Raw genomic sequence first — 24,338 nt, 5'->3', positions numbered from 1 at the left:
TTACTTTTTAATCGGTTTGCGCGGACCTTTACGGGTACGTGCGTTAGTTTTGGTGCGTTGACCGCGGACAGGCAAGCTACGACGATGACGAAGACCACGGTAGCAGCCTAAATCCATTAAACGTTTAATGTTCATGGAAATTTCGCGGCGCAAGTCACCTTCGGTAGGAACCTTAGCAACTTCTGCACGAATCGCATCAAGCTGAGCATCATCCAATTCACGTACTTTAGTTGTTGGAGCAATACCAACAGCAGCTAAGATATTCTTAGCAGTGTGGCGACCAACACCAAAAATGTAAGTGAGGGAGATAACAGCATGCTTGTTATCCGGAATGTTTACACCGGCAATACGAGCCATTCACTTTCTCCAAAAAGGCAGGTCGAGATAATCAACCGCCCCATCAAATTCTTGAGGGGCGGATAGTAACCCAATTCGCCTACTGAAATCAACAGGTCTTGATTATAAAATTAACCTTGACGCTGCTTATGACGAGGTTCAGCGCTACAAATCACGCGGATTACCCCATTACGACGGATAACTTTACAGCTACCACAAATTTTCTTTACAGAAGCCTGTACTTTCATGATGAAACCTCTAAGTGCGCTTATCCCTTCGGATGAGCAGTCGTTTTTCTCATAAGCGTTTGATTATCATATTGGTGTGAAGTCAAATGGGCTTGTAACTGCGCCATAAAATCCATCACAACAACAACAACAATCAGCAATGATGTTCCACCAATATTCACTGACATGCTAAAAGCACTTTGCAAAATCATTGGCATTAAACAAATTACTGTAATATATATTGCCCCAATAAAGGTCAAACGATTGAGAATATGATCTAAATAACGAGCAGTTTGCTCACCTGGGCGAATACCAGGCACATAAGCTCCGCTGCGTTTTAAGTTCTCTGCTACTTCTTTTGGACTAAATACAAGCGCCGTATAAAAATAACAGAAAAAGATAATTAACGCACCAAAGAGCACCAAATACAAAGTATGTCCAGGCGACAAAACAAGTGCCAAATCTTGCAGTGTACGCTTCACTACACCAGCATTTGGATCAGCACTTCCTACCCATTGCCCCAAACTTGCTGGGAACAACAACAATGAGCTTGCAAAAATTGCAGGAATCACCCCTGCCATATTAATTTTTAATGGCAAATGAGTTTGCTGAGCCGTAAAAATACGACGACCTTGCTGCTTTTGCGCATAGTTTACTGAAATACGACGTTGCGCTTTTTCAATAAATACGATTGCCACCAATACAGCAAGTGCAATCAAAGCAAAAACAACCAAACCGATTAGACTTACTTGACTATCTGCTGAGAAAAACTGCAAAACCATATTTGGAAGGTTTGCAACAATTCCTGCAAAAATAATCATTGAGATTCCATTACCAATACCACGTTCGGTAATTTGCTCTCCAAGCCACATCAAGAACATCGTACCCGCAACTAAAGAAGTTACAGCAGGTACATAAAATGCCAAGCCATTCGTCAAAGTGATTCCTTGACTAATTAAGCCTGCACACATTCCCGTTGCCTGAACAACAGCAAGTAGTAATGTGCCTTGACGCGTATACTGGTTAATTTTGCGCTTACCTTGCTCACCTTCTTTTTTCAAAGCTTCGAGCGAAGGGATTACTGTTGACATTAACTGCACAATAATAGATGCAGAAATGTATGGCATGATCCCTAAGGCAAGAATAGACATTCGTTGCAATGCCCCACCTGAAAACATGTTAAACAAACCAAGGATAGTCCCTTGGTTTGCATTAAAAAGTCGTTCAAGTGCAGCATTATTAATGCCTGGTACCGGAATATGCGATCCTAGTCGAAAGACCAACAATGCACAGATGAGAAAAATCATCCGACGAATAATTTCACGGTATTTCACATGAAATGGTTGGCCTTTCATCATGTTGACATGACCTGAGGAACTAGGAGACATAGACACTAGTGATTACTCCTCGACTTTACCGCCAGCAGCTTCAATTGCAGCTTGTGCGCCTTTAGTCAATGCAACACCTTTAACAGTGAACGCACGAGTTACTTCACCAGAAAGTACAACACGAGCACGAAGTTGATCGCGACGTACTACGTTTGCAGCTTTTAAAGTTTCAAGACTAACGATATCACCTTCTACTTTAGCAAGTTCTGATAAACGTACTTCAGCAGTTTTTAAAGCGATTTGGCTAGTGAAACCAAATTTAGGTAAACGACGGTAAATCGCTGTTTGACCACCTTCAAAGCCTGGACGTACGCCACCGCTTTTACGTGATTTTTGACCTTTAACACCACGACCACCAGTCTTACCAACACCTGAACCGATACCACGGCCAAGACGACGGTGTTCGCGTTTAGCACCTTCTGCAGGTGCAATCTCATTTAAACGCAGAGTCATGGCTTATTCCTCTACACTAACCATATAGTAGACTTTATTGATCATACCACGGTTAGAAGGAGTGTCTTGCACTTCTACAGTATGACCGATGCGACGCAGACCTAAACCTTGAAGGCAAAGCTTGTGATTTTTCAAGCGATGCGAAGCAGATTTAGTCTGGGTAACTTTAATCGTTTTCATGATCGATTACCCTTGAATTTCTTCTACTGATTTACCACGTTTCGCAGCGACTTTCTCAGGAGAAGTCATATCACGCAAACCTTTGAAAGTTGCGTTTACTACGTTAGCAGCATTTGTAGAACCATAACATTTAGCAAGTACGTTATGTACACCTGCAGCTTCAAGAACGGCACGCATAGCACCACCAGCAATTACGCCAGTACCTTCTGAAGCAGGTTGCATGTATACACGGCTTGCGCCATGACGAGCATTCACAGGATGTTGTAAAGTATTACCAGCAAGGTCTACAGTGATCATGTTACGACGAGCAGCTTCAAGCGCTTTAGAAATAGCAGCTGGAACTTCACGTGCTTTACCACGACCAAAACCTACGCGACCATTACCATCACCAACCACAGTTAACGCTGTGAAAGAGAAGATACGACCACCCTTAACAACTTTGGCTACACGATCAACGGCAACCAGCTTTTCAACAAGACCTTCGTTTTGTTCAACTTTAGCCATGATTAGAACTCCAAGCCGTTTTCACGAGCAGCATCAGCCAAGGCTTTGATACGACCATGATATTTAAAACCAGAACGGTCAAATGCAACTTTGGTAACACCAGCTGCTTTCGCACGCTCTGCGATTAAAGCACCTACTTTAGTCGCTGCTTCAATATTACCAGTTGCACCAGCACGTAAAGTAGCATCTAAAGTTGAAGCTTGCGCTAAAACTTTGCCACCATCTGCTGAAATAACTTGAGCATAGATGTGACGCGGAGTGCGGTTTACACACAAACGAGTCGCACCCAATGCACGAATGTGCAAGCGTGTGCTTTTCGCACGACGCAAACGGGTTTGTTTCTTTTCGTTCATAAGAACCTCGCGCCTTATTTCTTCTTAGCTTCTTTACGAAGAACAACTTCATCCGAGTAACGAACACCTTTACCTTTATATGGCTCTGGTGAACGGTAAGAACGGATATTTGCAGCCACTTGACCCAACAATTGCTTGTTAGCTGATTTCAATACGATTTCAGTCGCTGTTGGAGTTTCTGCAGTTACACCTTCAGGCAATGTGTAATCGATTGGATGCGAGAAACCGAGGTTTAAATTAACCACGTTTCCTTTGATCGCAGCTTTATAACCGACACCAATAAGTTGTAACTTACGTTCAAAACCTTCGTTAACACCTTTAACAAGGTTGTTCAATACAGCGCGAGCAGTACCAGCTTGCATCCAAGCGTCTTTCGACTCTTTAACTGGAGCAATTTGAAGTTTACCTTCTTCCTGTTTTAGCTCGACCAGCGCATGCAGGTTGAAAGACAAAGTACCTTTGCTGCCTTTCACTTCGACCTGCCGGCCGTTCTGAGTAACTGTTACACCGTTAGGTACAGTTACTGGGGCTTTAGCCACACGAGACATGAGGAATCACCTATTAAGAAACAAAAGCAATAACTTCACCACCAACGCCCGCAGCACGTGCAGCGCGATCAGTCATGATGCCTTTGCTTGTAGAAACAATTGCAATACCCAAACCTTGCTTAACGCTAGGAAGTTTATCTTTACCGCGATATTGGCGAAGACCTGGACGGCTTACGCGTTTCACAGTTTCAATAACTGGCTTGCCTTCAAAATATTTTAAAGTAATAGTCAAAGTAGCTTTGCCTTCATTGTCAGCAACTTCTACATTTGAAATATAACCTTCTTGCTCTAATACGTTTGCAATAGCAACCTTCAATTTAGAGCTTGGCATAGAAACAGTTGATTTCTTAGCCATTTGTGCGTTACGAACACGTGTTAACATGTCGGCAACGGTATCTTGCATACTCATTTAGTCGCTCCTTACCAGCTTGCCTTCACAACGCCTGGTACATCACCTTGCATCACAGTATCACGTAGTTTGTTACGGCTTAGACCGAACTTACGGAAATAACCATGAGGACGACCAGTTAAACCACAACGGTTACGAAGACGTACAGGAGATGCATTACGTGGCAATGCTTGTAATTTTAACATCGCTTCAAAACGCTCTTCGTCGCTTGCATTTACATTTGCAATCGTAGCTTTTAATTCAGCACGTTTTGCAGCAAATTTAGCAACAGTTTTTTCGCGTTTTAATTCGCGATTAATCATACCTTTCTTAGCCATATCGACCTCTTATTTGAACGGGAAGCCGAATGCACGCATAAGCGCACGGCCTTCGTCATCGGTGCGAGCAGTAGTAGTGATAGTAATATCCATACCACGAATACGATCAATCTTGTCGAAATCGATTTCAGGGAAAACGATTTGTTCTTTCAAGCCCATCGAGTAGTTACCACGACCGTCGAAAGATTTCGCTGAGAAACCACGAAAGTCACGGATACGAGGGATTGCAATCGCGATCAAACGATCCAAGAATTCGTACATGCGTTCGCCGCGTAAAGTAACTTTACAACCGATCGGCCAACCATCACGGATTTTGAAACCTGCGATAGATTTACGTGCAAGTGTAAGCACTGGTTTTTGACCAGCGATTGCTTGCATATCAGAAAGCGCGCCATCTAATAATTTTTTATCAGCTGCTGCTGCGCCTACACCCATGTTCAGAGTGATTTTTGTGATGCGAGGAATTTCCATCACATTCTTAATGCCAAGTTCTTCTTGTAACTTAGCTTTAAGTTCTTCGTTGTAACGTGTTTTAAGTCTGGCCATCGCCGTTTCAACCTATTACTTCGCTACCGCCACTGGTTCACCGTTTGATTTGTAAACGCGAGTTTTCACGCCTTCAATCACTTGGTAACCAACACGGTCAGCCTTTTGGGTTGTAGCATTTAAAATTGCCACGTTTGAGATATGAAGCGAAGCTTCCTGAGTAACAATGCCGCCTTCAGCGCCAGTTACACGGTTTGGCTTTTGGTGCTTCTTCACTAAGTTAAGGCCTTCAACCTTAACACGGTCTTCAGAAATAGACAGAACAGTACCCTGTTTGCCTTTTTCTTTACCTGCGATCACAATTACTTGATCGCCTTTTTTAATCTTAGCCATGATCGCCTCTTATAGAACTTCAGGAGCCAATGAAATGATTTTCATGAACTGTTCAGTACGAAGTTCACGAGTCACTGGTCCGAAGATACGAGTTGCAATCGGAGCTTTGTTGTTGTTCAAAATAACAGCTGCGTTATCGTCGAAACGAATAACTGAACCATCTGGACGACGGATGCCGAATTTTGTACGTACAACTACCGCATTCATCACGTCACCTTTTTTAACACGGCCACGTGGAATTGCTTCTTTTACAGTAACTTTAATAATGTCGCCAACAGAAGCATAACGACGATGTGAACCACCAAGTACTTTAATACATTGTACGCGGCGAGCACCACTGTTGTCTGCTACGTCGAGCATACTTTCGGTTTGAATCATTGCCCTACTCCAAAACCGAGCATCACCGGTCGCAATTTCGAAAGACGCATAGCGTACTCGAAATTAACCGATGATGCAACAAGAACGTCTAATTACTCAGCAGCTGCTTCAACTACTTCCACTAAAGTCCAAGCTTTAGTTTTAGAAATTGGGCGGCTTTCTTTGATGGTTACGATATCGCCAGTTTTAGCAGTATTGTTCTCATCATGAGCGTGTAATTTTGTTGAACGGCGGATTGATTTGCCATACAACGGGTGTTGAACGCGGCGTTCAATAAGAACAACAATAGACTTGTCCATTTTGTCGCTTACAACTTTGCCGGTTAACGTGCGGACTGTTTTTTCACTCATTGTCCGTTCCCCTGTTTTTCGGTAAGGAGTGTCTTAATACGAGCAATCGCTTTGCGCGCAACTTGTACTTCATGAGATTTACCCAATTGACCAGTTGCCTTTGCCATACGAAGACGGAATTGGTTAAGCTGTTGCTCATCAAGCAAAGCTTTCAACTCTTCTACCGATTTTTCACGTAGATCTTTAGTTTTCATTACATTACCGTCCGAGTCACGATAGTGGTTTTAAACGGAAGTTTAGCAGCAGCTAAAGTGAATGCTTCACGCGCTAACTCTTCGTTCACACCTTCAATTTCGTACAGGATCTTACCTGGTTTGATCTCGCAAACCCAGTATTCCACGTTACCTTTACCGTTACCCATACGTACTTCTAATGGTTTTTCGGTAATTGGTTTGTCAGGGAATACGCGGATGAAGATTTTACCACCACGTTTGATACGACGGCTAATGGTACGACGCGCAGCTTCAATCTGACGAGCAGTCATACGACCACGTTCAGTTGCTTTAATTGCGATCGAACCAAATGATACTGTACTACCACGATGTGCAAGACCAGTGTTACGGCCTTTTTGCACTTTACGGAATTTGGTACGTTTTGGTTGCAACATGGATTATTCTCCCTTGTCTGCAGCACGGTCTGAACGACGACCACGACGCTCTTGACCTTCACCACGACCACGACCGCGTTTAGCTGGACGTTCTTCGGCTGGAGCTGGGTTCATGACTTGTTTCATGCCACCCAAGATTTCACCACGGAAAATCCAAACTTTAACACCAATCGTACCGTAAGTTGTTTCTGCACGCATAGTTGCGTAGTCGATGTCAGCACGAAGTGTATGTAAAGGTACACGACCCTCACGATACCATTCTGTACGAGCAATCTCTGCACCACCTAAACGACCAGAAACTTCAACTTTGATACCTTTAGCACCAGCACGCATTGTGTTTTGTACCGCACGCTTCATAGCACGACGGAACATGACACGTTTTTCCAATTGAGAAGCGATAGCTTCAGCAACTAGACGAGCGTCCAAGTCAGGGCGATCAATTTCGTTGATGCTTACTTGCGCTGGAACACCCATAATAGTGGTAAGTTCGCGCTGTAATTTTTCAATGTCTTCGCCTTTTTTACCGATAACGATACCAGGACGAGCAGTGCTAATTGTTACTTTAGCAGCGCCTGTTGGACGTTCGATAAGAATATTGCTGACCATCGCATTCTTAAGTTTTTTAGTCAAAAACTCACGAACTTGTAAATCTTTAAGCAAGTATTCAGCGTATTGTTTCGGATTCGCATACCAGTTAGCGTTATGACGTTTCACAACACCTAGGCGGATACCGATTGGATGAACCTTCTGACCCATATCAAACCCCTACCTTAACGGTGATGTGACAAGTACGCTTAGTAATACGATCTGCACGGCCTTTAGCACGTGGCATAATACGTTTAAGGCTGATGCCCTCATCAACGTAAATCGTAGAAACTTTAAGGTCGTCTACATCTAAACTGTTATTGTGTTCAGCATTCGCAATTGCAGATTCCAATGCTTTTTTAACTAAAACTGCAGCTTTTTTATTGCTGAAGTTTAAGATGTTAAGCGCGTGAGCAACTGACTTGCCACGGATAAGATCTGCAACCAAACGAGCTTTCTGTGCCGAGATAGCGGCACCGCGTAATTTAGCAGTTACTTCCATCATAGCACCTATTAACGTTTAGACTTCTTGTCAACACCGTGACCACGATAGGTACGAGTTGGCGCGAATTCACCGAGTTTGTGACCAACCATGTGTTCAGTAACGATTACTGGAACGTGGTTACGGCCATTGTGTACAGAGATTGTTAGACCAACAAAATCCGGGAGGATCATCGAACGACGTGACCATGTCTTGATCGGCTTACGGTTGTTAGCAGCAATAGCAGCTTCAACTTTAGCGAACAAGTGCGCATCGACGAATGGACCTTTTTTCAATGAACGAGGCATTAATCAGATTCCTTTACTTGACGCGACGATCGCGAATAATCATCTTAGTCGTACGCTTGTTGGTACGTGTCTTGTACCCTTTAGCTTTTTGACCCCATGGGCTCACAGGTTGAATACCTTTGTTACGCCCTTCACCACCACCATGTGGGTGATCAACTGGGTTCATTGCCATACCACGTACGGTAGGACGAACACCACGCCAGCGCGCAGCACCAGCTTTACCCAATGAGCGAAGGTTGTTTTCTTGGTTAGAAACTTCACCAATTACAGCGCGACATTCAACATGAATTTTACGCATTTCGCCTGAACGTAGACGAACAATTGCGTAAGAACCATCACGACCTAACAACTGAACAGAAGTACCAGCAGAACGTGCTAATTGAGCACCTTTACCGATTTTAAGTTCAACATTGTGTAGAGTAGAACCGATTGGCATGTTACGAAGTGGCAAGCAGTTACCTGGACGAATTGGAGCATCGTTACCAGATTGTACTTTATCACCAGCACGTAAGCCTTTAGGCGCAATGATATAACGACGTTCACCGTCAGCATACAAAACTAATGCAATGTGTGCAGTACGGTTAGGATCGTATTCAATACGCTCTACAGTAGCAGGAATGCCATCTTTATTACGTTTAAAGTCAACAAGACGGTAGTGTTGTTTATGACCACCACCTACGTGACGAGTTGTAATGTGACCGTTGTTATTACGACCACCAGTACGTTTTTTAGCTTCAACCAACGGAGCATGAGGCGCGCCTTTGTGAAGATGGCTATGAACCACTTTCTCTACAAAGCGACGTCCTGGAGACGTTGGCTTACATTTTTGAATCGGCATAATTTTCGTCCTTATTCCGCTGCGCTTTCAGCGGTATCGCCCAAGTCAGCCATTTCGACATCTTGGCCAGCTTTCAGGGTGACGTATGCTTTTTTAACATCAGAACGACGTCCTAATGTTTTACCAAAGCGCTTAGTCTTACCTTTAGTGATTGTTGTGTTTACTTTCACAACTTCAACACCAAATAGTTGTTCAACTGCTTTTTTGATTTCAAGTTTGTTTGCATCAAGTGCAACTTTAAATACTTGAACACCAGCAGTTTCACCTAAAACTTGAGCTTTTTCTGAGAATACTGGTCCTTGAAGGACTTGATAGATACGTTCGTTGTTCATCCGAGTTCTACCTCAATTTTCTTAGCAGCAGCCACAGACATAACAACTTTATCGAACGCAATCAAGCTAACAGGATCGATTGCAGTTGCATCAACCACATCAACGTGTGGAAGGTTACGTGCTGCAAGATATAAATTCTCTTCAACAGCTTCTGTAACGATCAATGCACGAGGAGCATTCAAGTCGTTAAGTTTTGCAAGCAATTCTTTAGTTTTCGGAGCTGCAACAGCAATCTCTTCAACCAATACAAGACGATCTTGGCGAACAAGTTCAGCTAAGATACATTGCATTGCACCGCGGTACATTTTACGGTTAACTTTTTGAGACCAGTCTTGTGGACGAGCAGCAAATGTTTTACCACCGCCAACCCAGATTGGGCTACGAATAGAACCAGCACGAGCGCGACCAGTACCTTTTTGACGGAATGGTTTTTTACCACCACCAGATACGTCAGCACGTGATTTCTGAGCTTTCGAACCTTGACGACCGCCAGCTAAGTAAGCTGTAACAACTTGGTGTACAAGTGCTTCGTTAAAGTCACGACCGAAAGCAACTTCAGACAATTCAACAGCAGAGCCGGAAACAGTTTGTAAATTCACGTTATTTCCCCTCAGGCCTTGATCGTAGGACGAACGGTAACGTCACCACCAGTAGCACCAGGGACTGCACCTTTAACAACTAGAACTGAACGTTCAGCATCAATAGCAACAATCTCAAGACCCTGAGTAGTTACGCGTTCAGCACCTAAATGGCCAGCCATTTTTTTGCCTTTGAATACGCGACCAGGAGTCTGGTTTTGACCAGTAGAACCTAAAACACGGTGAGAAACCGAGTTACCATGTGTAGCATCTTGTGTACGGAAGTTCCAACGTTTAACACCACCTTGGAAACCTTTACCTTTAGATGTACCAGTAACGTCAACGATTTGACCAACTGTGAACATATCAACAGTTAGAACACCACCAACTTCACGACCTTCAAGATCAGCTTCTGTAGCGCGGAATTCTTGAACTAGACGACCAGCAGCAACACCCGCTTTCGCAAAGTGACCTTTCTGAGCGTTAGTTACGCGAGATTCGCGACGTTCACCAGTAGTGATTTGAATCGCTTGATAACCATCAGTTTCAAGCGTTTTGATTTGAGTGATGCGGTTTGGATCAACCTCAATCACTGTTACAGGCACAGAAACACCAGCATCTGTAAAGATACGGGTCATACCGCACTTGCGACCGACTAAACCAATAGCCATGTGCATAAACCTCTAAAAAAGCGGCCTAATTAACTTAAGAGTGTTAATTAACCGAAAGCCTTAACCCAATGCGATCTGAACATCAACACCAGCTGCAAGATCCAATTTCATCAACGCATCAACAGTTTTGTCTGTAGGTTGAACGATATCGATCAAACGTTTGTAAGTACGAATTTCGTATTGGTCACGAGCATCTTTATTTACGTGTGGTGATGTTAAAACGTTAAAACGTTCGATGCGAGTTGGCATCGGGATTGGACCACACACTTGTGCGCCAGTACGTTTTGCAGTTTCTACGATTTCTTGAGCTGATTGATCAATTAAACGGTGATCAAAAGACTTCAAACGGATACGAATTCTCTGGTTAGACATACCAGTTAACTCCAAGCCAAAATATATAAAGAATCACCCATGACGCATCTCACCTATTGGTAAGTGTCAAGGGCAGTGAAAATCACTAAGGTCATGATCGATGCCATGACTGTTACGATTAGGTTATATTTTTCAATAACCATACTCTCTTTGAGAGGTCGCTCATTATAACCATTGTTCAATGATTACGCAAATATCTTTTGCATATATTTTTACCGATGATCAAGTCTGTTCCTATTTTGAAAAGATTAGCTTTTAAAAATTAAAGCCTTCAATCAAACCGCTTTGATTAGGCGATCGCCATTCATTTTTATTTAAATCACAACTTTTTTTATTTTTACACTGACTTTTCAAAAAATGGGGTTTAGGCACTTTTTAAAACAAATTCAATCGCACGATTCAACAAGTCATTGCCTTGTAAAAAATATTGGAGTGGTGTTTTTTTTAAGTGATCAATACTACGAATCTGCTCTCCATCCAAAACAGCGATTTTGTCATCATCATCCAAGAAGTTTTGCAATACATCAGGGGTCATTTCTGGATGAAACTGAAAGCCCAAAACATTATTGCCAATTTGATACATTTGATTACGGCAAACTGGATTTTCAGCCAAATGGATTGCGCCTTTTGGAATATCAAAAGATTCATTGTGCCACTGCAAAACACTAAATTCTTTTGGAAGTTCAAAACAATGTTGAGGAACATTATCAATACGGTAGACCGTACTCCACCCCAACTCTTTTTGTGTATTGCGACTCACTGCCGCACCCAAAGCATTCGCAATCAGCTGACCACCCAAGCATAAGCCTATCGCAGGTTTTCCCGTTGCCAAGTAACGGCGAATCCAGCGCTTTTCTATTTTTAACCAAGGATAATTCGCCTCATCATTCACACTCATTGGCCCTCCCATAATAATTAAGAGATCCACATCCTCAATTTGAGGTAACGCTTCGATTTCTAACCATGTATCGCTCGGCAAGGCAAAAAATTCTGTCGCAGTAATTTTGGCTTGATGAGCTTTTAAAAATTCATAGCAGCTACCAAACCCTTCCCCTGCGATGTGTTGAAAATAATGAACTTTTAAATGCGTCTTCATGCATCATTGTCCCATAATTGCGATGATTAAACTTTAATTAGCAAAAATAGCGCCAACTTTTAGAAAAAAGAGTCCCTTTTTTGATTTTTTATTTCTATTATTTTTTGATCCAAATCACTTAAATTAATATCAATCTTTTGATTCATAGAGCAATCCTTTGAAAAAATCACCTCAAACCCAACTCATTCATGCACCAAGATTAGCTCCACAATATATTGAAACCATTCAACCTCCCCTTTATCGCGCATCAACTATTATTTTTGAGAACACACAGAAGTTGTTTGATCGGCATTGGAGTGATCGTTATGACTATAGTTATGGCACACACGGCACTCCAACCACCTACACGCTTGCCGATAAAATCGCACAGCTTGAACATGGTCAATACTGTTTATTAGCACCTAGTGGTTTATCCGCAGTTAATTTAGTCAATTCTGCCTTACTCAAATCAGGAGATGAAGTTTGGGTTCCTGATAATATCTACGGCCCAAGCATGGCACATGCACGCTATTTGGAGAAAAATTTTGGGGTCATTGTTCGGATATACAACCCTCTCGACTGTGATAGCTTTCAACCCTCCAAACAAACCAAGCTGCTTTGGCTAGAGGCTGCAGGATCAGTCACTTTAGAATTTCCAGATCTAGTCAATCTGGTTAAAAAAGCCAAACAGCACCAGATTACTACTGTTCTTGATAATACTTGGGGTGCAGGCTTAGCATTTAATGCTTTTGATTTTTCAGATGAGCATTTATCTGTTGATATTAGCGTGCATGCGCTCACCAAATACCCAAGTGGTGGTGGTGACATTTTAATGGGCAGTGTCGTGACGCAAGATCATACACTCCACTTAAAGCTACTCCATCTTCATGCCACTCAAGGCATTTCTGTTTCAGGAGATGATTGTGCCCAAATTCAGCGCAGCCTTGCACATATGCAATTACGCTATCAACAACAATCCATGACTGCTCAAACAATTTTGCAGTGGCTCAAACAACAAAATAAAATTCAACAAGTTCTACATCCAAGTGATTCTCTTTCAGCTGGACATGAATTCTGGCTTGAAGTTTGCCAAGACCAACAAAGTGCAGGTTTGGTCAGTGTCATTTTCCAAGAACAATATACGCTTGAAGATATCCGTCGCTTTTGCGATGCCTTACAACTCTTCAAACTCGGCTTTAGCTGGGGTGGCCCTGTGAGCCTTGTTATGCTTTACGATCTAAAAGAGATGCGCAATCTAGAACACCCGCATCTTGCAAATGGCTTCCTAGTTCGCTTTTGTATTGGTCTAGAATCGAGTGAAGATTTAATTACTGACATCAAACAGGCTCTTCAAGTTCTATAACACTGTCATTTCTGCTTAGCTTTTCTATATTGCTAAGCAGACTTTTATTCATTCATACACTTGTCATTATTTTTTATTAAAAATATTCTGAACAAAATATTTCCATAAAAAAAAATATGTGTTTTATAGATCAACCCTCTTGTTTTTCTTTTTTATAAAATGTATTTTAAATACATCTTAAATAGTCACAGCCATTACAAAAAGGTTCAGCCATGACTCCAGAACATATTGCTCTTGTTAAATCTACAGTTCCTGTCCTTCGTGAAAATGGGGTTGCACTAACTTCATATTTCTATAAGCGCATGCTCAACAATCACCCTGAACTTAAAAATGTTTTCAACCTTGACCACCAAAGTACAGGTCGCCAGCCACGCGCTTTGGCTGCTGCGGTTTTGGCTTATGCTGAACATATTGAAAACCCAAGTGTTTTAGCCAAAGCAGTTGATCATATTGCCAACAAACATGTCAGTCTCGACATTCAGGCAGATCAGTACTCGATTGTTGGAGAAAACTTACTTCATTCAATTAGTGAAGTGCTGAATGTACCTTTTGAATCAGAATTGATCGAAGCATGGAAACAGGCTTATCTACAATTGGCAGATATCTTAATTAATGCTGAAAAACAAAAATATGAACAACTTGCTGCTCAAAATGGCGGCTGGGCAGGTTGGCGTGGTTTTAAAATTACAGCGATTGAAGCACTAGAGTCGGGTAAACGTTTTACACTTAAACCTGCTGATGGTCATGCAATTAGCGAAGGACAAGTCGGCGCTTATATTTCTGTAAAAATCAAAGTGCCAAATCACGAAATTGAACAGCCACAGCAATTTAAATTCTCGGCACAGCAAGACAATACTGAATATCACATTGAAGTTCGCCCAGAAGAAAATCATAGTGAATATGATGTTGCCAACATCTTGCTTGCAAACTATAACGTAGGCGATCAAGTCCAAGTTTCAGCACCACTTGCCGACTAATCAAATCCTCATCATGTACAGATATTGACAAAAGTTTCATTTTTACGGGCTTTAGTATTAATATCTGTACATATATATGATTATGTCTTACTTATGCAGCTTAATAAGTTTACCGATTATGCATTACGCATCTTAATTACAGTCGCCCAAACTCGCCAAGCGCCCTATACCATCGCTGAGCTTGCAGAGTGCTTACAAGTGCCTGCCAATCATTTAGTTAAAATTGTTCACTTCATGGCTAAACAGCAGTGGATTATTACCACTCGTGGTAAAGGTGGCGGTATTCGTCTCAATCCTGAAGCTTTGAGTGCTCGACTCGGAGATTTAGTCAAAATCCTCCAAGGCGAAGTCAATATTGTGGAATGCAATAATCCTCCTTGTATATTGCGTCCGCAATGTGGTCTAAAAGGTATTCTCGATCATGCTGTTGATCAATTCTATGCCAGTTTAAATGCTTACACACTTGGTCAAGTCCTCGATACATCAACTCCAAATGCTGTTGCTGAGCATTCTCCAATAGCTTTATTAAATTTATAAAAATTGAAAATTCGCACCATAGAGCCGCTTGCTTTATACTATAGAAGACATTGTTTATCTCGCGTGAAATCTATCTATGCATCGTTATGCAAAATCTAAAGACACCAAGGCGAGACTTGCACCTAAGCAAAAGATTAGCTATGAAAAACAGCCTGACCCTGCCATTACGGGTTATGCGGTGCAGTCCCTGAACTGGTTACGCCAAGCCGAATTCTTGATGAGCGCTCCTAAACTTGCGCTTTGTGTAGAAGATACAGGTTATGAAATTGCATTTGCAGGTCGGTCTAACGCTGGGAAATCCAGTGCAATTAACGCCCTCACCAATCAAAAGCAATTGGCACGCGCCTCGAAAAAACCAGGTCGTACCCAGATGATTAACTTCTTTAGTCTGGGCAATCCGAATCAGCGCTTGGTTGACTTACCAGGTTATGGTTATGCTGCTGTACCTGAAGAAATGAAGCGCGTTTGGCAAAAAGAACTGGAAAATTATTTGATTCACCGCGAAAGCCTGCAAGGCTTGGTGCTTCTCATGGATATTCGTCATCCACTACAACACTTTGACTTGATGATGCTGGAATGGGCACATTCACGTAAATTGTTTGTTCACATTCTACTGACGAAAGCAGATAAACTGAATCGTGGCCCTGCCAACAAAGCTTTGCTTGAAGTGAAACAAGCCTTGAAGAAAATGAAAATGCAGTTTTCAATTCAACTGTTTTCTTCACTCAATAAACAAGGTTTGGAAGAGTTGGCTGCGGTCATGGCAGGTCGTCTGCATTATATTCTCGATGATAATCAACAAGTCATCGACATCAATATAATTCCTGAGGCTTCTGATGACGATGCCGAAGATGATCTTGATGACAGTGAAGATGAAATCGAAACTGAAACCCCATAAATAAAAAAGGCATGTTCAACATGCCTTTTTTATTGCCATCGTGCTTACTGGAACACGACCGTTTTGTTGCCATGTACAATCACACGGTCTTCTAAATGCCATTTCACCGCACGTGCAAGCACATTACGTTCAACATCTTCACCGAGTTCACGCAACTGTTCAACACTATATTGGTGGCTGACACGCTCAACATCCTGTTCGATAATTGGACCTTGATCGAGTTCCGCAGTCACATAGTGTGCTGTAGCACCAATCAATTTCACCCCTTTTTCATAGGCTTGTTTGTACGGATTTGCACCGACAAAGGCTGGTAGGAATGAGTGATGAATATTGATAATTTTCATTGGCCATTTGGTCACGAAATCTTCATTCAAGATTTGCATATAACGTGCAAGCACCAACAAATCATTGCCCTGCATCAATTCATCAATTTGTGCATAAGCTTCGGTTTTGTTGTCTTTGGTGATTTTAACAACCGTAAATGGAATACCAAAATTCTCAACCGCTTCACGAAGATCTTCATGGTTAGAAATGACTTGAGTGATTTCACATGGTAAAGAACCACGTGAATGACGCCATAACAACTCAAGTAACGCATGGTCAACTTTAGACACCAAAATACCGACTTTTTTCACATCACCAACAAATGCTAAACGCCATTGCATTTCATAACGCTCTGCAACATTGGTGTCAAAGGTTTGCAATAAAGTATCTTTTCGGCTTTGTAAATGATCGAGTTCAAACTCAACACGCATGAAGTAACGCCCGCCCTGAGCTTCCGTAGCATACTGGTCGAGTGCAGTAATGTTCGCACCTTGATGATACAAAAAACTCGATACAGCTTGCACGATGCCTGGCTTATCTTCACAAGTAATCAGCAAACGTGCGGTATTGGCAGTGGTCATATTCATGTTGCTCTATATCAATAATTCATTTAAAAAAGATAGCCGAGTATTCTACTCTTTTTTTAAAATATCACCTACTGATTTTTATGTCTGTGATTGTAAAGCCAAAACATTAAACCAATCAGATGAACCCAAGCTATTTAATAACGCCTCATATGTTGCTCGGCTTTCACCCTGCAAATACGGTCCTTCCAAAAACAACATCTGGCGGAGTGCTTGCCAAACCCATTTATCTTCAAGTTGATTTTGATCATCTAAATGCCCTGTCATAAACAGGAAATTTGTCCAATTCGTCAACACAATCCAGATATTCACAATCAATGCTTCAATTTCTACAGGTGTCATTTTCATGAGACCTGCATCGACAAATGCCTGATAAATACATTGACCTTGCTGCATGACTTGACGCGCAAATTGTGCATACTGCTGTTTAAAATTCAGATCATTTTCAGCCAAATGATAAACATCTCGGTGTAAAAACCGATAACGCCAGAGCTGTTCACTGAGTACCTGAAAATAGCGAATTTTATCATCAGCGTTTACAGATCGAGTTTTTGGCAAAGCAAGCATCTCTAACGTTTCACGTTGATACTGATCCGTCAGCGCTTTAATAATTTCTTGTTTATTTCGGAAATGATAATACAAATTACCAGGGCTCATTTCGAGCTCAGCTGCAATATGATTGGTGGTGACTGCACGTTCACCACGTTCATTAAACAATTGCAGGCTCAGATTCAAAATGCGCTGTTTGGTCTTTACTGTTTTTGTTTGTGACATGTACGACAACCAATGGGGGGTCAAAAAACTGTAACAGCCTAGCACAATTCTATGCTTGACTGTTTAGAGTTTTTACTCTAAAAGTGTTCAATACCGATAATATGCAAGGAGGCATCTATTATGCAAACCATGACTTCTACAACTCCTGAGCGTATTGAGCAACAACTGACGCATATTTTAAAACAACAAAAACAAGCTTATCAGCGCTACCCAATGCCATCAGCCAAAGATCGTATCGAACGTTTGGATCGACTAAAAGCAGTTTTGGTGAAATACCAAGATCAATTTGCAGAAGCGATTAGTCAAGATTTTGGCAATCGAGCTTTGGGTGAAACCCGAATTGGTGAGATACTGACTTGTCTTGAACAAATTCGCTATTATCGCAAAAACCTGACCGCATGGATGAAGCCTGAAAAGCGTCACATTAGCTGGCTGCACCAACCTGCCAAAGGCTGGGTACAATTTCAGCCACTAGGAGTGATTGGCATCATTGCACCATGGAATTATCCACTTTTACTCTCGATTGGTCCGCTGATTTGCGCACTTGCCGCAGGCAATCATGCCATGATCAAAATTTCGAGTGCTTCGGCCTATTTTGGCAAAGTTCTCGATACTGCGTTATCTGAAGCATTTCCATGTGAATTGGTCACAGTGGTCAACGGAGGCGGGGTCATTTCCGATGCTTTTAGCCACCTCGCTTTTGACAAAATGATTTTTACTGGCTCAACCAATGTTGGCAAAACCGTCATGCAAGCGGCTGCCCAAAATCTAGTGCCCGTGATTTTAGAACTTGGTGGAAAATCCCCTGTACTGGTGCATTCTTCGATGCAAATGAAAGATGTTGCGCTGCGCGTGGCTGTTGGAAAATTATGGAATGCAGGTCAAACCTGTGTTGCGCCTGACTATATCTTTCTACCAAAAGGCAAAACCGCCGAATTTATTGAGCACTTTAAAGTTGTGGTACAACAAATGTACCCACACTTGGCAAACAACCAAGACTATACGGCAATTATTAATGATAAACAGTATTTGCGTTTACACCGCTATTTAGAAGATGCACAACGCTCTGGTGCTAAAATTATTGAAATTAATCCTAAGCATGAATTATTGAGTACACAACGTAAAATTGCACCGACACTGGTGACGGGCGTCACAACAGAGATGCAACTTATGCAACATGAAATCTTTGGCCCGATTCTTCCAATCATGGAATATGAAAATATTGAACAAGTCATCGAGTTTATTAATCGCAGACCGCGTCCACTTGCGTTATACTACTTCGACTTTGATCAAGCTCGTGCCGATTATGTCGCTGAACGAACCCACTCAGGACATTTTGGTCAAAATATGGTTCTCAGCCATGTTGCACAAGACGATTTGCCTTTTGGCGGTGTTGGTGCATCAGGTATGGGAAAATACCATGGACCAGAAGGCTTTTTCAATTTGTCACATGAACGCTCGATGATGTCGAACCCTAAACTGTATAGTTTAAAATTCGTACTACCACCGTTTAATAAGCCAATTCACAAATTGATTTCTAAAGCACTCCTGCGCTAAATGATCAAGGCATGAGCTATTGATTACATTCAAGAGTCGTTTTATGTAAAATTGCTTGTCTTTTAATCGCATTTTTGGTATAAAACGCCCCTTGAATCAATTCAATCTGTTTGTTTTATGACTGGCCACAGGATTGCTGTTGGCTAAATCATCAATGGAGTTCCACCATGTCTAAGGTTTGCCAAGTTACCGGCAAGCGTCCAGTCGTTGGTAACAACGTCTCACACGCAAACAACAAAACCAAGCGCCGGTTCGAGCCGAACCTGCACCACCACCGTTTTTGGTTAGAAAGCGAAAAACGTTTTGTGCGTATTCGTTTATCTACTAAAGGTATGCGTATCATCGACAAATTGGGCATTGAAAAGGTTGTAGCTGATCTTCGTGCTCAAGGTCAAAAGATCTAAGGAGTCATAGAAATGCGTGATAAAATTCGCCTAGTTTCTTCTGCGGGTACAGGTTATTTCTATACCACTACTAAGAACAAACGTACTATGCCGGAAAAAATGGAAATCAAAAAATTTGATCCAAAAATCCGTCAACACGTAATTTTCAAAGAAGCTAAAATCAAATAATTTTAGTTTCCGAAAAAAACGACTCCTTTTGGGGTCGTTTTTTTTGCCTTTTTTTTAAGGTTATTGCTACTATCTATAAAATCTTCAATTTTTATATTTTTTCTTTGCTTTTTCTCACGTTTTGAGGAGTCAGTAGTGCCACATAATGTTGACCTGATTGTTCTACTCGCCGTGGGTTTTGGTCTAGCATTATTGTGTGGCTATATTACTGCACGGCTACGCCTCCCCCCACTGATTGGTTACTTAATTGCAGGGATTTTAATTAGTCCCAATACACCAGGTATCGAAGCCGATATCGGGCTTGCCAACCAACTTGCCGAACTTGGTGTTATGTTTCTCATGTTTGGTGTTGGTATGCATTTTTCTCTCAATGATTTATTACAAGTTAGACGAATTGCATTACCAGGCGCAATCCTACAAATTGCTGTTGCAACAGTTTTGGGTGGGCTCGTTGCGATGTTCTGGGGCTGGTCGTTCGGTTCTGCCTTGGTCTTTGGTTTAAGCCTATCTTGTGCAAGCACAGTGGTTTTACTGAAAGCTTTGGGAGATCGTGGTTTACTCGAATCTGTTAATGGCAAAATTGCGGTCGGCTGGCTCTTGGTTGAAGACTTGGTGATGGTGCTGGTCTTAGTCATTTTACCTGCAACTGCTGTCTTACTTGGCGGTAAAGCCTTAGATCATGGACATGCCGCATCGAGCAGTATCTGGCTCACCCTTGGGCTGACCTTACTAAAAGTGGCAGGCTTTATTGCATTTATGCTGGTTATTGGCAAGCGCCTTGTTCCTCTCATTATGCAGTTTGTCGCGCGTTTAGGTTCGCGTGAATTATTTACTTTAACAGTCGTTGCCTGCGCTGTTTCGATTGCCTATGGCTCATATGCCATTTTTGGTGTATCCATGGCACTTGGCGCATTTTTCGCGGGGATGGTGGTAAAAGAATCTGATTTTAGTCACCGTGCTGAAGAGGAAACCTTACCTCTACGTGAAATTTTTTCAATTTTATTCTTTGTATCAGTCGGAATGCTGTTTGACCCACGTATTATTGTCGAACAACCCTTACATATCCTTGCGGTTGTTGCAATTATTATGTTGGGTAAAACCATAGCAGCGATGGGGTTGGTTCTATTTTTCCGCTATCCAATCAATACAGCGCTGACAGTTGGAGCAAGCTTGGCACAAATTGGAGAATTCTCTTTTATTCTTGCCACACTTGGTATTTCACTGGGTTTACTCACCACCACGGCTCAAAATCTGATTCTGGCAGGGGCATTATTTTCTATTACACTCAATTCATTTGTCTTTTCTGCCATTGAACCTGCTCAACGCTGGATTCGTGAACGTTCACATCTGGCTCGCTTACTTGAACGTAGTGGTGACCCACTTGCAATGCTCCCCGATGAAATGGATCAGGCGTATTTACGCGATCAGGTCGTGATTGTTGGACATGGTGAAGTTGGCAGACGTATCACCAAGACACTGATGGAACAAAATATTAAAGTGGTGATTGCTGAAGAAAACCGTGAAATTGTTGAAAAACTTCGGGAAAAAGGGATTGCCGCGGTCAGTGGTATTGCAACCGAACCTAGCGTCCTGATTCAAGCGCATATTATGCATGCTCGAATGTTGATTATCTCACCTATGGATATTTTAGATATTCATCGGATTGTTGATATTGCCAAGCAGCTCAACCCTGAGATTCAGGTTTTAGTCTGTGCTGAAAATAAAGAACAAGCTGAAGTGATTCGTGCGGATCAGATTGGTGAAGTATTTTATGCCAAAGAAGAAATGGCGATTAATATGAGCAGACATATTCTGCATCAGATCGAATTGGCACATCAGCATTAATCATAAAAAAACGTACAGCCGAAACTGTACGTTTTTTATTACAAATTAACTAAAGACTGTGGGTGGTTCATCAACCACTTCAGCCTGCCATTGATTGGCCTGCTTTTCAAGCAATCCCAAAAGTGCGGCCTGAATCATGTGCTGTGCAACGATGGCTGTGTTTTCACCCAGCAATGCACGAACTTCTTCATTAAATTGGATTGTGACCAAAGGTGCTTGTTCAGAGCCCGCATTACGAAGTGCTAACTCGCCATTTTCAAGTTGCACAAGCTCAAGAATGGCATCTTGATTACCAAATAACTCTTTTAATTGCTGTATAGACATACGACCTCCATACGCACCATGAGCGGAACATTTAGACTAACTTATATGGGTGCAGAAATGCAAAGTTCAAGTTGTTAAAATTCGACCATTTCATTACGAAAGCCATCAATTAAGCGGCTTAACTCACGATGCCATTCACGCAAAATCTCAATATCTGGCAACCATGATTGTGGTCCCTGAGTCACCTTAATAATTAAATTCGATGAGGTTTCTTGCTCTGGGGCTGGCGCTGTTGGCTCAGGTGAATATTGGCACATACGGTAAGCACGTTTTAATTCAGCAATAAATCCATCTCGGGCAAGTTGTTGCATGACAGTCACTTCAGGTGAAACCTGCCCTTTTTCTGCCATATGTTCTTCAATCGACTTCAATGTTGGCTGTGCATCATTCAACCGATAATAACGCACCAACTCTTGCAAAAATGCCAAAATCGCACCATGCAAATGAAATACAGCAGCTTCACGATACGCTTGAATTTGCTGTACATGATCGGTCTGCTCTGCTTGCAAACATGCTAAACGTGCAAAATATAATTTTTGATTAGTACGATCGGCATGATAGCGAGCAACACGTGACATAATGATTCCCTTTCAAATAATTTCAGATAACCTGTTCATAGATTAGCGCTAGTGCTCTGCTTTGAATATAGTTTTTTGATGTTTTTATATAAAAAAAGGAGTACAAAATGACTCCTCTTTTACCCTGCTATTCGGAAGCATCGGCGGCTTTGACGCGAATTCCAAAGCCTCTTATTTTCAGTGTATTTAAACCTTTAATGGCTTTAATCGCTTCACGAGCATGAGGCATTTCAACAAAACCAAAACCTTTTGATTTACCTGTTGTTTGATCAAGGACAACTACACATGAATCAACTTGCCCATACGTCTGAAACAACTCCAATAATTCGGCTTCAGTAATTGAGCGCTCTAAGTTACGAACTAAAATTTTCATGTTTAACCTTTTTGCATCAGTGCAATCTATCTTTGTGTCAAGTGTAGCAAAAGTTGATCATCTTGTTTGCTTAACTATCAGCCGAGCTGGGTGGAATCTGATGAATTACCGCAGCTAAATTGAGATAATTTAATCCCTGAACAAGCAGATCAATCGCAAAACATAGCCCCAATAACCATACAGCCGCATGTGGTGTGACTAAAATCAGGACACCTGTCAATGTGGTTAAGAATCCTGATATTAAAATCCAGCACCATCCTTGAAACACTCGAAAGAGCCATGCTTTGATCATGCGTAATCCGCCAGCAATCACAAAAATTCCCCCCAATAATTGAGTTAAGAACTGTGCTGTACTCCACGGATGTTGAAAGACAATACTCCCTGCGACAAAATAAGCGATGGCAAAAATAAGCCATAGCACGCGTATTCCACCTTCAAAAAATAAAAATGCGGCGATCATATGTAAAAATGCGGCAAGCATTAGCAACAAACCAAAGAACACAACCATACTGAAAGTGGCAAATGGCAGACTTCCTAAAAGCAGTATTGCAAAAGCGATAAGCAATCCACCAATCATCAAATACTTGTTGCGTTGCTGGTGTAATTGATGACGCACCAAATCATTTCCAACGGTTAGCATGAGATTTTCTCTAATGACTTATTTTAACCAGCCCACTTCAATCGCTGTAGCTTTATTTAATCCAACCTGTGCAAGACTGTCAGGCATTTTATTTTGCGTTGCAGAAAGTGCAATATAACCACCCATAATCTCGGCTTGTCTTTGAGGATAAAGTGGTTGTTGCTCTGGTTGGGTATAGCCCAGTGGATAAATAGGCTGACCTGTAGCCAAATCATATTTATCTGTTGCGCCAAAGGTATGCAATAGCTCATGGGTGACCACAACTTCATTTTGCGCTGCCTGTGCAGTAGATGCAAATAGGTTCACTGAACCAATTTTGCCTTTTTCTAAGGCTGTGGAATGTTTTAACGCTGAGGTTTGCTGAGGATCATAATAATTTAAATACAAGGTTACCGTAGGACGACCATCGCTGGACTGGTGCTGCTTCCAAGCGTAATAACGGAATTTCAAACTCCACACAATCGCTTGCAGTACACTGGCATTTTCTGGAACTTTTGGAGGGATTTGTGGTAACTCACGCCCAAGCTGATAAATAAAATCAACTTTTTTCCCACGATAAGCCGCACTGGTCTCAGCTAAAAAATTCTGTGAATCTTTAAAATTCTCTATACTTAGCTGCCGAATATATTGCTCAGTGGTGGTTTGCCCATCGGCATTGACTGGATGTAATAGCACCAGAACTGGTCGATCCCAATTTTGGTTTTGGTCTCGCCATGCATTAACCGCAACCACCAGCAACACTGACAATAAAATTAATATTCGAATTTTTTTCCACATATCCCCAACCTCATTATTGTTGTTCTATAAAAAATGCCAGCAAATT

The 24,338-nt window shown here is 41.8% G+C and carries 39 protein-coding genes and 1 pseudogene; 8 read left to right on the top strand and 32 right to left on the bottom strand.

Translation table 11 applies throughout. The annotated features are described in order from the left end of the window. From rpsM to LVY74_RS10585, 25 genes and pseudogenes are all read right to left on the bottom strand, one after another. Window positions 1–357 (bottom strand): 30S ribosomal protein S13, encoded by a 357-nt coding sequence (rpsM, locus tag LVY74_RS10705; protein WP_045792481.1) that lies wholly within the window; start codon window positions 355–357, stop codon window positions 1–3. A gap of 110 nt (window positions 358–467) precedes the next feature. After that, window positions 468–584: a 50S ribosomal protein L36 gene (gene rpmJ, locus LVY74_RS10700; RefSeq protein ID WP_000867907.1), complete on the bottom strand. Its 117-nt coding sequence runs from the start codon at window positions 582–584 to the stop codon at window positions 468–470. Between the two features lie 20 nt (window positions 585–604). Beyond that, window positions 605–1,918: a preprotein translocase subunit SecY gene (gene secY, locus LVY74_RS10695; RefSeq protein WP_171492547.1), complete on the bottom strand. Its 1,314-nt coding sequence runs from the start codon at window positions 1,916–1,918 to the stop codon at window positions 605–607. A gap of 45 nt (window positions 1,919–1,963) precedes the next feature. Next, window positions 1,964–2,404 (bottom strand): 50S ribosomal protein L15, encoded by a 441-nt coding sequence (gene rplO, locus LVY74_RS10690; RefSeq protein ID WP_151708678.1) that lies wholly within the window; start codon window positions 2,402–2,404, stop codon window positions 1,964–1,966. Window positions 2,405–2,407: 3 nt separating this feature from the next. Then, window positions 2,408–2,584: a 50S ribosomal protein L30 gene (gene rpmD, locus LVY74_RS10685; protein ID WP_004985357.1), complete on the bottom strand. Its 177-nt coding sequence runs from the start codon at window positions 2,582–2,584 to the stop codon at window positions 2,408–2,410. Window positions 2,585–2,590: 6 nt separating this feature from the next. After that, the gene (gene rpsE, locus LVY74_RS10680) at window positions 2,591–3,088 is read right to left on the bottom strand and encodes a 30S ribosomal protein S5 (RefSeq protein WP_151708677.1); all 498 of its coding nucleotides are present in this window, start codon (window positions 3,086–3,088) and stop codon (window positions 2,591–2,593) included. Window positions 3,089–3,090: 2 nt separating this feature from the next. Beyond that, window positions 3,091–3,441 (bottom strand): 50S ribosomal protein L18, encoded by a 351-nt coding sequence (rplR, locus tag LVY74_RS10675; protein WP_151708676.1) that lies wholly within the window; start codon window positions 3,439–3,441, stop codon window positions 3,091–3,093. A gap of 14 nt (window positions 3,442–3,455) precedes the next feature. After that, on the bottom strand, window positions 3,456–3,989 hold the full coding sequence (rplF, locus tag LVY74_RS10670) for a 50S ribosomal protein L6 (RefSeq protein WP_111895262.1): 534 nt from the start codon (window positions 3,987–3,989) through the stop codon (window positions 3,456–3,458). Between the two features lie 13 nt (window positions 3,990–4,002). Continuing rightward, complete coding sequence (gene rpsH / locus LVY74_RS10665) at window positions 4,003–4,398, bottom strand: 30S ribosomal protein S8 (protein ID WP_111895261.1); 396 nt, start codon at window positions 4,396–4,398, stop codon at window positions 4,003–4,005. 11 nt (window positions 4,399–4,409) lie between these two features. Further along, the gene (rpsN, locus tag LVY74_RS10660) at window positions 4,410–4,715 is read right to left on the bottom strand and encodes a 30S ribosomal protein S14 (protein ID WP_151708675.1); all 306 of its coding nucleotides are present in this window, start codon (window positions 4,713–4,715) and stop codon (window positions 4,410–4,412) included. A 9-nt stretch (window positions 4,716–4,724) separates the two neighbouring features. Beyond that, complete coding sequence (gene rplE, locus LVY74_RS10655; RefSeq protein WP_151708674.1) at window positions 4,725–5,261, bottom strand: 50S ribosomal protein L5; 537 nt, start codon at window positions 5,259–5,261, stop codon at window positions 4,725–4,727. Between the two features lie 15 nt (window positions 5,262–5,276). Then, window positions 5,277–5,594, bottom strand: coding sequence for a 50S ribosomal protein L24 (gene rplX / locus LVY74_RS10650; protein WP_111895259.1), 318 nt, complete (start codon window positions 5,592–5,594; stop codon window positions 5,277–5,279). Between the two features lie 9 nt (window positions 5,595–5,603). Next, window positions 5,604–5,972, bottom strand: coding sequence for a 50S ribosomal protein L14 (gene rplN, locus LVY74_RS10645; RefSeq protein WP_004725701.1), 369 nt, complete (start codon window positions 5,970–5,972; stop codon window positions 5,604–5,606). 92 nt (window positions 5,973–6,064) lie between these two features. Next, a complete protein-coding gene (gene rpsQ / locus LVY74_RS10640; protein WP_111895258.1) occupies window positions 6,065–6,322 on the bottom strand; it encodes a 30S ribosomal protein S17 in 258 nt (85 codons plus the stop codon). After that, window positions 6,319–6,516 (bottom strand): 50S ribosomal protein L29, encoded by a 198-nt coding sequence (rpmC, locus tag LVY74_RS10635; RefSeq protein WP_004754241.1) that lies wholly within the window; start codon window positions 6,514–6,516, stop codon window positions 6,319–6,321. Before rpmC ends, rpsQ begins: the two co-directional genes overlap by 4 nt. Beyond that, window positions 6,516–6,929: a 50S ribosomal protein L16 gene (gene rplP / locus LVY74_RS10630; RefSeq protein ID WP_151708673.1), complete on the bottom strand. Its 414-nt coding sequence runs from the start codon at window positions 6,927–6,929 to the stop codon at window positions 6,516–6,518. The genes rpmC and rplP overlap by 1 nt, the downstream gene beginning before the upstream one ends. Next, window positions 6,872–7,685 (bottom strand): annotated as a pseudogene (rpsC, locus tag LVY74_RS10625) (30S ribosomal protein S3); the annotation flags it as partial. The pseudogene rpsC and the gene rplP, both read right to left, overlap by 58 nt. 1 nt (window position 7,686) lies before the next feature. Beyond that, a complete protein-coding gene (rplV, locus tag LVY74_RS10620) occupies window positions 7,687–8,016 on the bottom strand; it encodes a 50S ribosomal protein L22 (RefSeq protein ID WP_004754247.1) in 330 nt (109 codons plus the stop codon). Between the two features lie 11 nt (window positions 8,017–8,027). Then, entirely contained in the window at window positions 8,028–8,303 is a 276-nt protein-coding gene (rpsS, locus tag LVY74_RS10615; RefSeq protein WP_004641066.1) for a 30S ribosomal protein S19, read from the bottom strand. 13 nt (window positions 8,304–8,316) lie between these two features. After that, a complete protein-coding gene (gene rplB, locus LVY74_RS10610) occupies window positions 8,317–9,141 on the bottom strand; it encodes a 50S ribosomal protein L2 (RefSeq protein ID WP_111895255.1) in 825 nt (274 codons plus the stop codon). An 11-nt stretch (window positions 9,142–9,152) separates the two neighbouring features. After that, a complete protein-coding gene (rplW, locus tag LVY74_RS10605; protein ID WP_111895254.1) occupies window positions 9,153–9,473 on the bottom strand; it encodes a 50S ribosomal protein L23 in 321 nt (106 codons plus the stop codon). After that, window positions 9,470–10,072 carry a 50S ribosomal protein L4 gene (gene rplD, locus LVY74_RS10600; protein ID WP_151708671.1) on the bottom strand — a complete coding sequence of 201 codons (603 nt, stop codon included), beginning with the start codon at window positions 10,070–10,072 and terminating at the stop codon, window positions 9,470–9,472. Before rplD ends, rplW begins: the two co-directional genes overlap by 4 nt. Before the next feature lie 11 nt (window positions 10,073–10,083). After that, on the bottom strand, window positions 10,084–10,722 hold the full coding sequence (gene rplC, locus LVY74_RS10595; protein WP_100241842.1) for a 50S ribosomal protein L3: 639 nt from the start codon (window positions 10,720–10,722) through the stop codon (window positions 10,084–10,086). Between the two features lie 60 nt (window positions 10,723–10,782). Beyond that, window positions 10,783–11,094, bottom strand: coding sequence for a 30S ribosomal protein S10 (rpsJ, locus tag LVY74_RS10590; protein WP_000070912.1), 312 nt, complete (start codon window positions 11,092–11,094; stop codon window positions 10,783–10,785). A 364-nt stretch (window positions 11,095–11,458) separates the two neighbouring features. Continuing rightward, window positions 11,459–12,190, bottom strand: a complete 732-nt coding sequence (locus LVY74_RS10585) for a type 1 glutamine amidotransferase (RefSeq protein ID WP_237815040.1) — start codon at window positions 12,188–12,190, stop codon at window positions 11,459–11,461. A 157-nt stretch (window positions 12,191–12,347) separates the two neighbouring features. Between LVY74_RS10585 and LVY74_RS10580 the strand changes: the two genes are divergently transcribed. The 4 genes from LVY74_RS10580 (at window position 12,348) to yihA (ending at window position 15,944) form a co-directional block, all read left to right on the top strand. Then, window positions 12,348–13,532 (top strand): PLP-dependent transferase, encoded by a 1,185-nt coding sequence (locus tag LVY74_RS10580; protein WP_237815039.1) that lies wholly within the window; start codon window positions 12,348–12,350, stop codon window positions 13,530–13,532. 212 nt (window positions 13,533–13,744) lie between these two features. After that, entirely contained in the window at window positions 13,745–14,509 is a 765-nt protein-coding gene (locus LVY74_RS10575) for a globin domain-containing protein (RefSeq protein ID WP_237815038.1), read from the top strand. A gap of 93 nt (window positions 14,510–14,602) precedes the next feature. Then, entirely contained in the window at window positions 14,603–15,046 is a 444-nt protein-coding gene (locus LVY74_RS10570; RefSeq protein WP_151776802.1) for an RrF2 family transcriptional regulator, read from the top strand. Between the two features lie 76 nt (window positions 15,047–15,122). After that, window positions 15,123–15,944 carry a ribosome biogenesis GTP-binding protein YihA/YsxC gene (yihA, locus tag LVY74_RS10565; RefSeq protein ID WP_237815037.1) on the top strand — a complete coding sequence of 274 codons (822 nt, stop codon included), beginning with the start codon at window positions 15,123–15,125 and terminating at the stop codon, window positions 15,942–15,944. Between the two features lie 44 nt (window positions 15,945–15,988). Here the strand turns inward: yihA and purU are convergent, their stop codons facing one another. Further along, on the bottom strand, window positions 15,989–16,855 hold the full coding sequence (purU, locus tag LVY74_RS10560) for a formyltetrahydrofolate deformylase (RefSeq protein ID WP_151708665.1): 867 nt from the start codon (window positions 16,853–16,855) through the stop codon (window positions 15,989–15,991). A 78-nt stretch (window positions 16,856–16,933) separates the two neighbouring features. Further along, complete coding sequence (locus LVY74_RS10555; RefSeq protein WP_237815036.1) at window positions 16,934–17,626, bottom strand: TetR/AcrR family transcriptional regulator; 693 nt, start codon at window positions 17,624–17,626, stop codon at window positions 16,934–16,936. Between the two features lie 120 nt (window positions 17,627–17,746). Here LVY74_RS10555 and LVY74_RS10550 point away from each other — a divergent pair, with 120 nt between their 5' ends. The 4 genes from LVY74_RS10550 (at window position 17,747) to LVY74_RS10535 (ending at window position 21,600) form a co-directional block, all read left to right on the top strand. Further along, complete coding sequence (locus tag LVY74_RS10550; protein WP_237815035.1) at window positions 17,747–19,183, top strand: coniferyl aldehyde dehydrogenase; 1,437 nt, start codon at window positions 17,747–17,749, stop codon at window positions 19,181–19,183. A gap of 167 nt (window positions 19,184–19,350) precedes the next feature. Then, window positions 19,351–19,587: a 50S ribosomal protein L28 gene (gene rpmB, locus LVY74_RS10545; RefSeq protein WP_004754274.1), complete on the top strand. Its 237-nt coding sequence runs from the start codon at window positions 19,351–19,353 to the stop codon at window positions 19,585–19,587. 12 nt (window positions 19,588–19,599) lie between these two features. Continuing rightward, on the top strand, window positions 19,600–19,755 hold the full coding sequence (gene rpmG / locus LVY74_RS10540; RefSeq protein ID WP_001205031.1) for a 50S ribosomal protein L33: 156 nt from the start codon (window positions 19,600–19,602) through the stop codon (window positions 19,753–19,755). 135 nt (window positions 19,756–19,890) lie between these two features. Further along, window positions 19,891–21,600, top strand: coding sequence for a cation:proton antiporter (locus LVY74_RS10535; protein WP_237815034.1), 1,710 nt, complete (start codon window positions 19,891–19,893; stop codon window positions 21,598–21,600). Between the two features lie 45 nt (window positions 21,601–21,645). Here LVY74_RS10535 and LVY74_RS10530 read toward each other — a convergent pair whose 3' ends face one another. The 5 genes from LVY74_RS10530 to LVY74_RS10510 all read right to left on the bottom strand — a co-directional run bounded on the left by LVY74_RS10530 (window position 21,646) and on the right by LVY74_RS10510 (window position 24,292). After that, a complete protein-coding gene (locus tag LVY74_RS10530; protein ID WP_151708661.1) occupies window positions 21,646–21,924 on the bottom strand; it encodes a hypothetical protein in 279 nt (92 codons plus the stop codon). A 74-nt stretch (window positions 21,925–21,998) separates the two neighbouring features. Continuing rightward, on the bottom strand, window positions 21,999–22,502 hold the full coding sequence (locus LVY74_RS10525; protein ID WP_237815033.1) for a DUF6586 family protein: 504 nt from the start codon (window positions 22,500–22,502) through the stop codon (window positions 21,999–22,001). Window positions 22,503–22,629: 127 nt separating this feature from the next. After that, the gene (locus LVY74_RS10520) at window positions 22,630–22,875 is read right to left on the bottom strand and encodes an RNA recognition motif domain-containing protein (RefSeq protein ID WP_237815032.1); all 246 of its coding nucleotides are present in this window, start codon (window positions 22,873–22,875) and stop codon (window positions 22,630–22,632) included. Between the two features lie 70 nt (window positions 22,876–22,945). Continuing rightward, complete coding sequence (locus LVY74_RS10515; RefSeq protein WP_237815031.1) at window positions 22,946–23,515, bottom strand: HdeD family acid-resistance protein; 570 nt, start codon at window positions 23,513–23,515, stop codon at window positions 22,946–22,948. Window positions 23,516–23,533: 18 nt separating this feature from the next. Further along, the gene (locus LVY74_RS10510) at window positions 23,534–24,292 is read right to left on the bottom strand and encodes a hypothetical protein (RefSeq protein ID WP_237815030.1); all 759 of its coding nucleotides are present in this window, start codon (window positions 24,290–24,292) and stop codon (window positions 23,534–23,536) included. Between the last annotated feature and the right edge of the window lie 46 nt (window positions 24,293–24,338).

Origin of the sequence: Acinetobacter sp. ME22, assembly GCF_022012315.1 — a bacterium.
GTDB lineage: Bacteria > Pseudomonadota > Gammaproteobacteria > Pseudomonadales > Moraxellaceae > Acinetobacter > Acinetobacter brisouii_A.
Note: the sequence above shows the minus strand (reverse complement) of the source record. Positions and strands in the feature narration are given on the sequence as shown.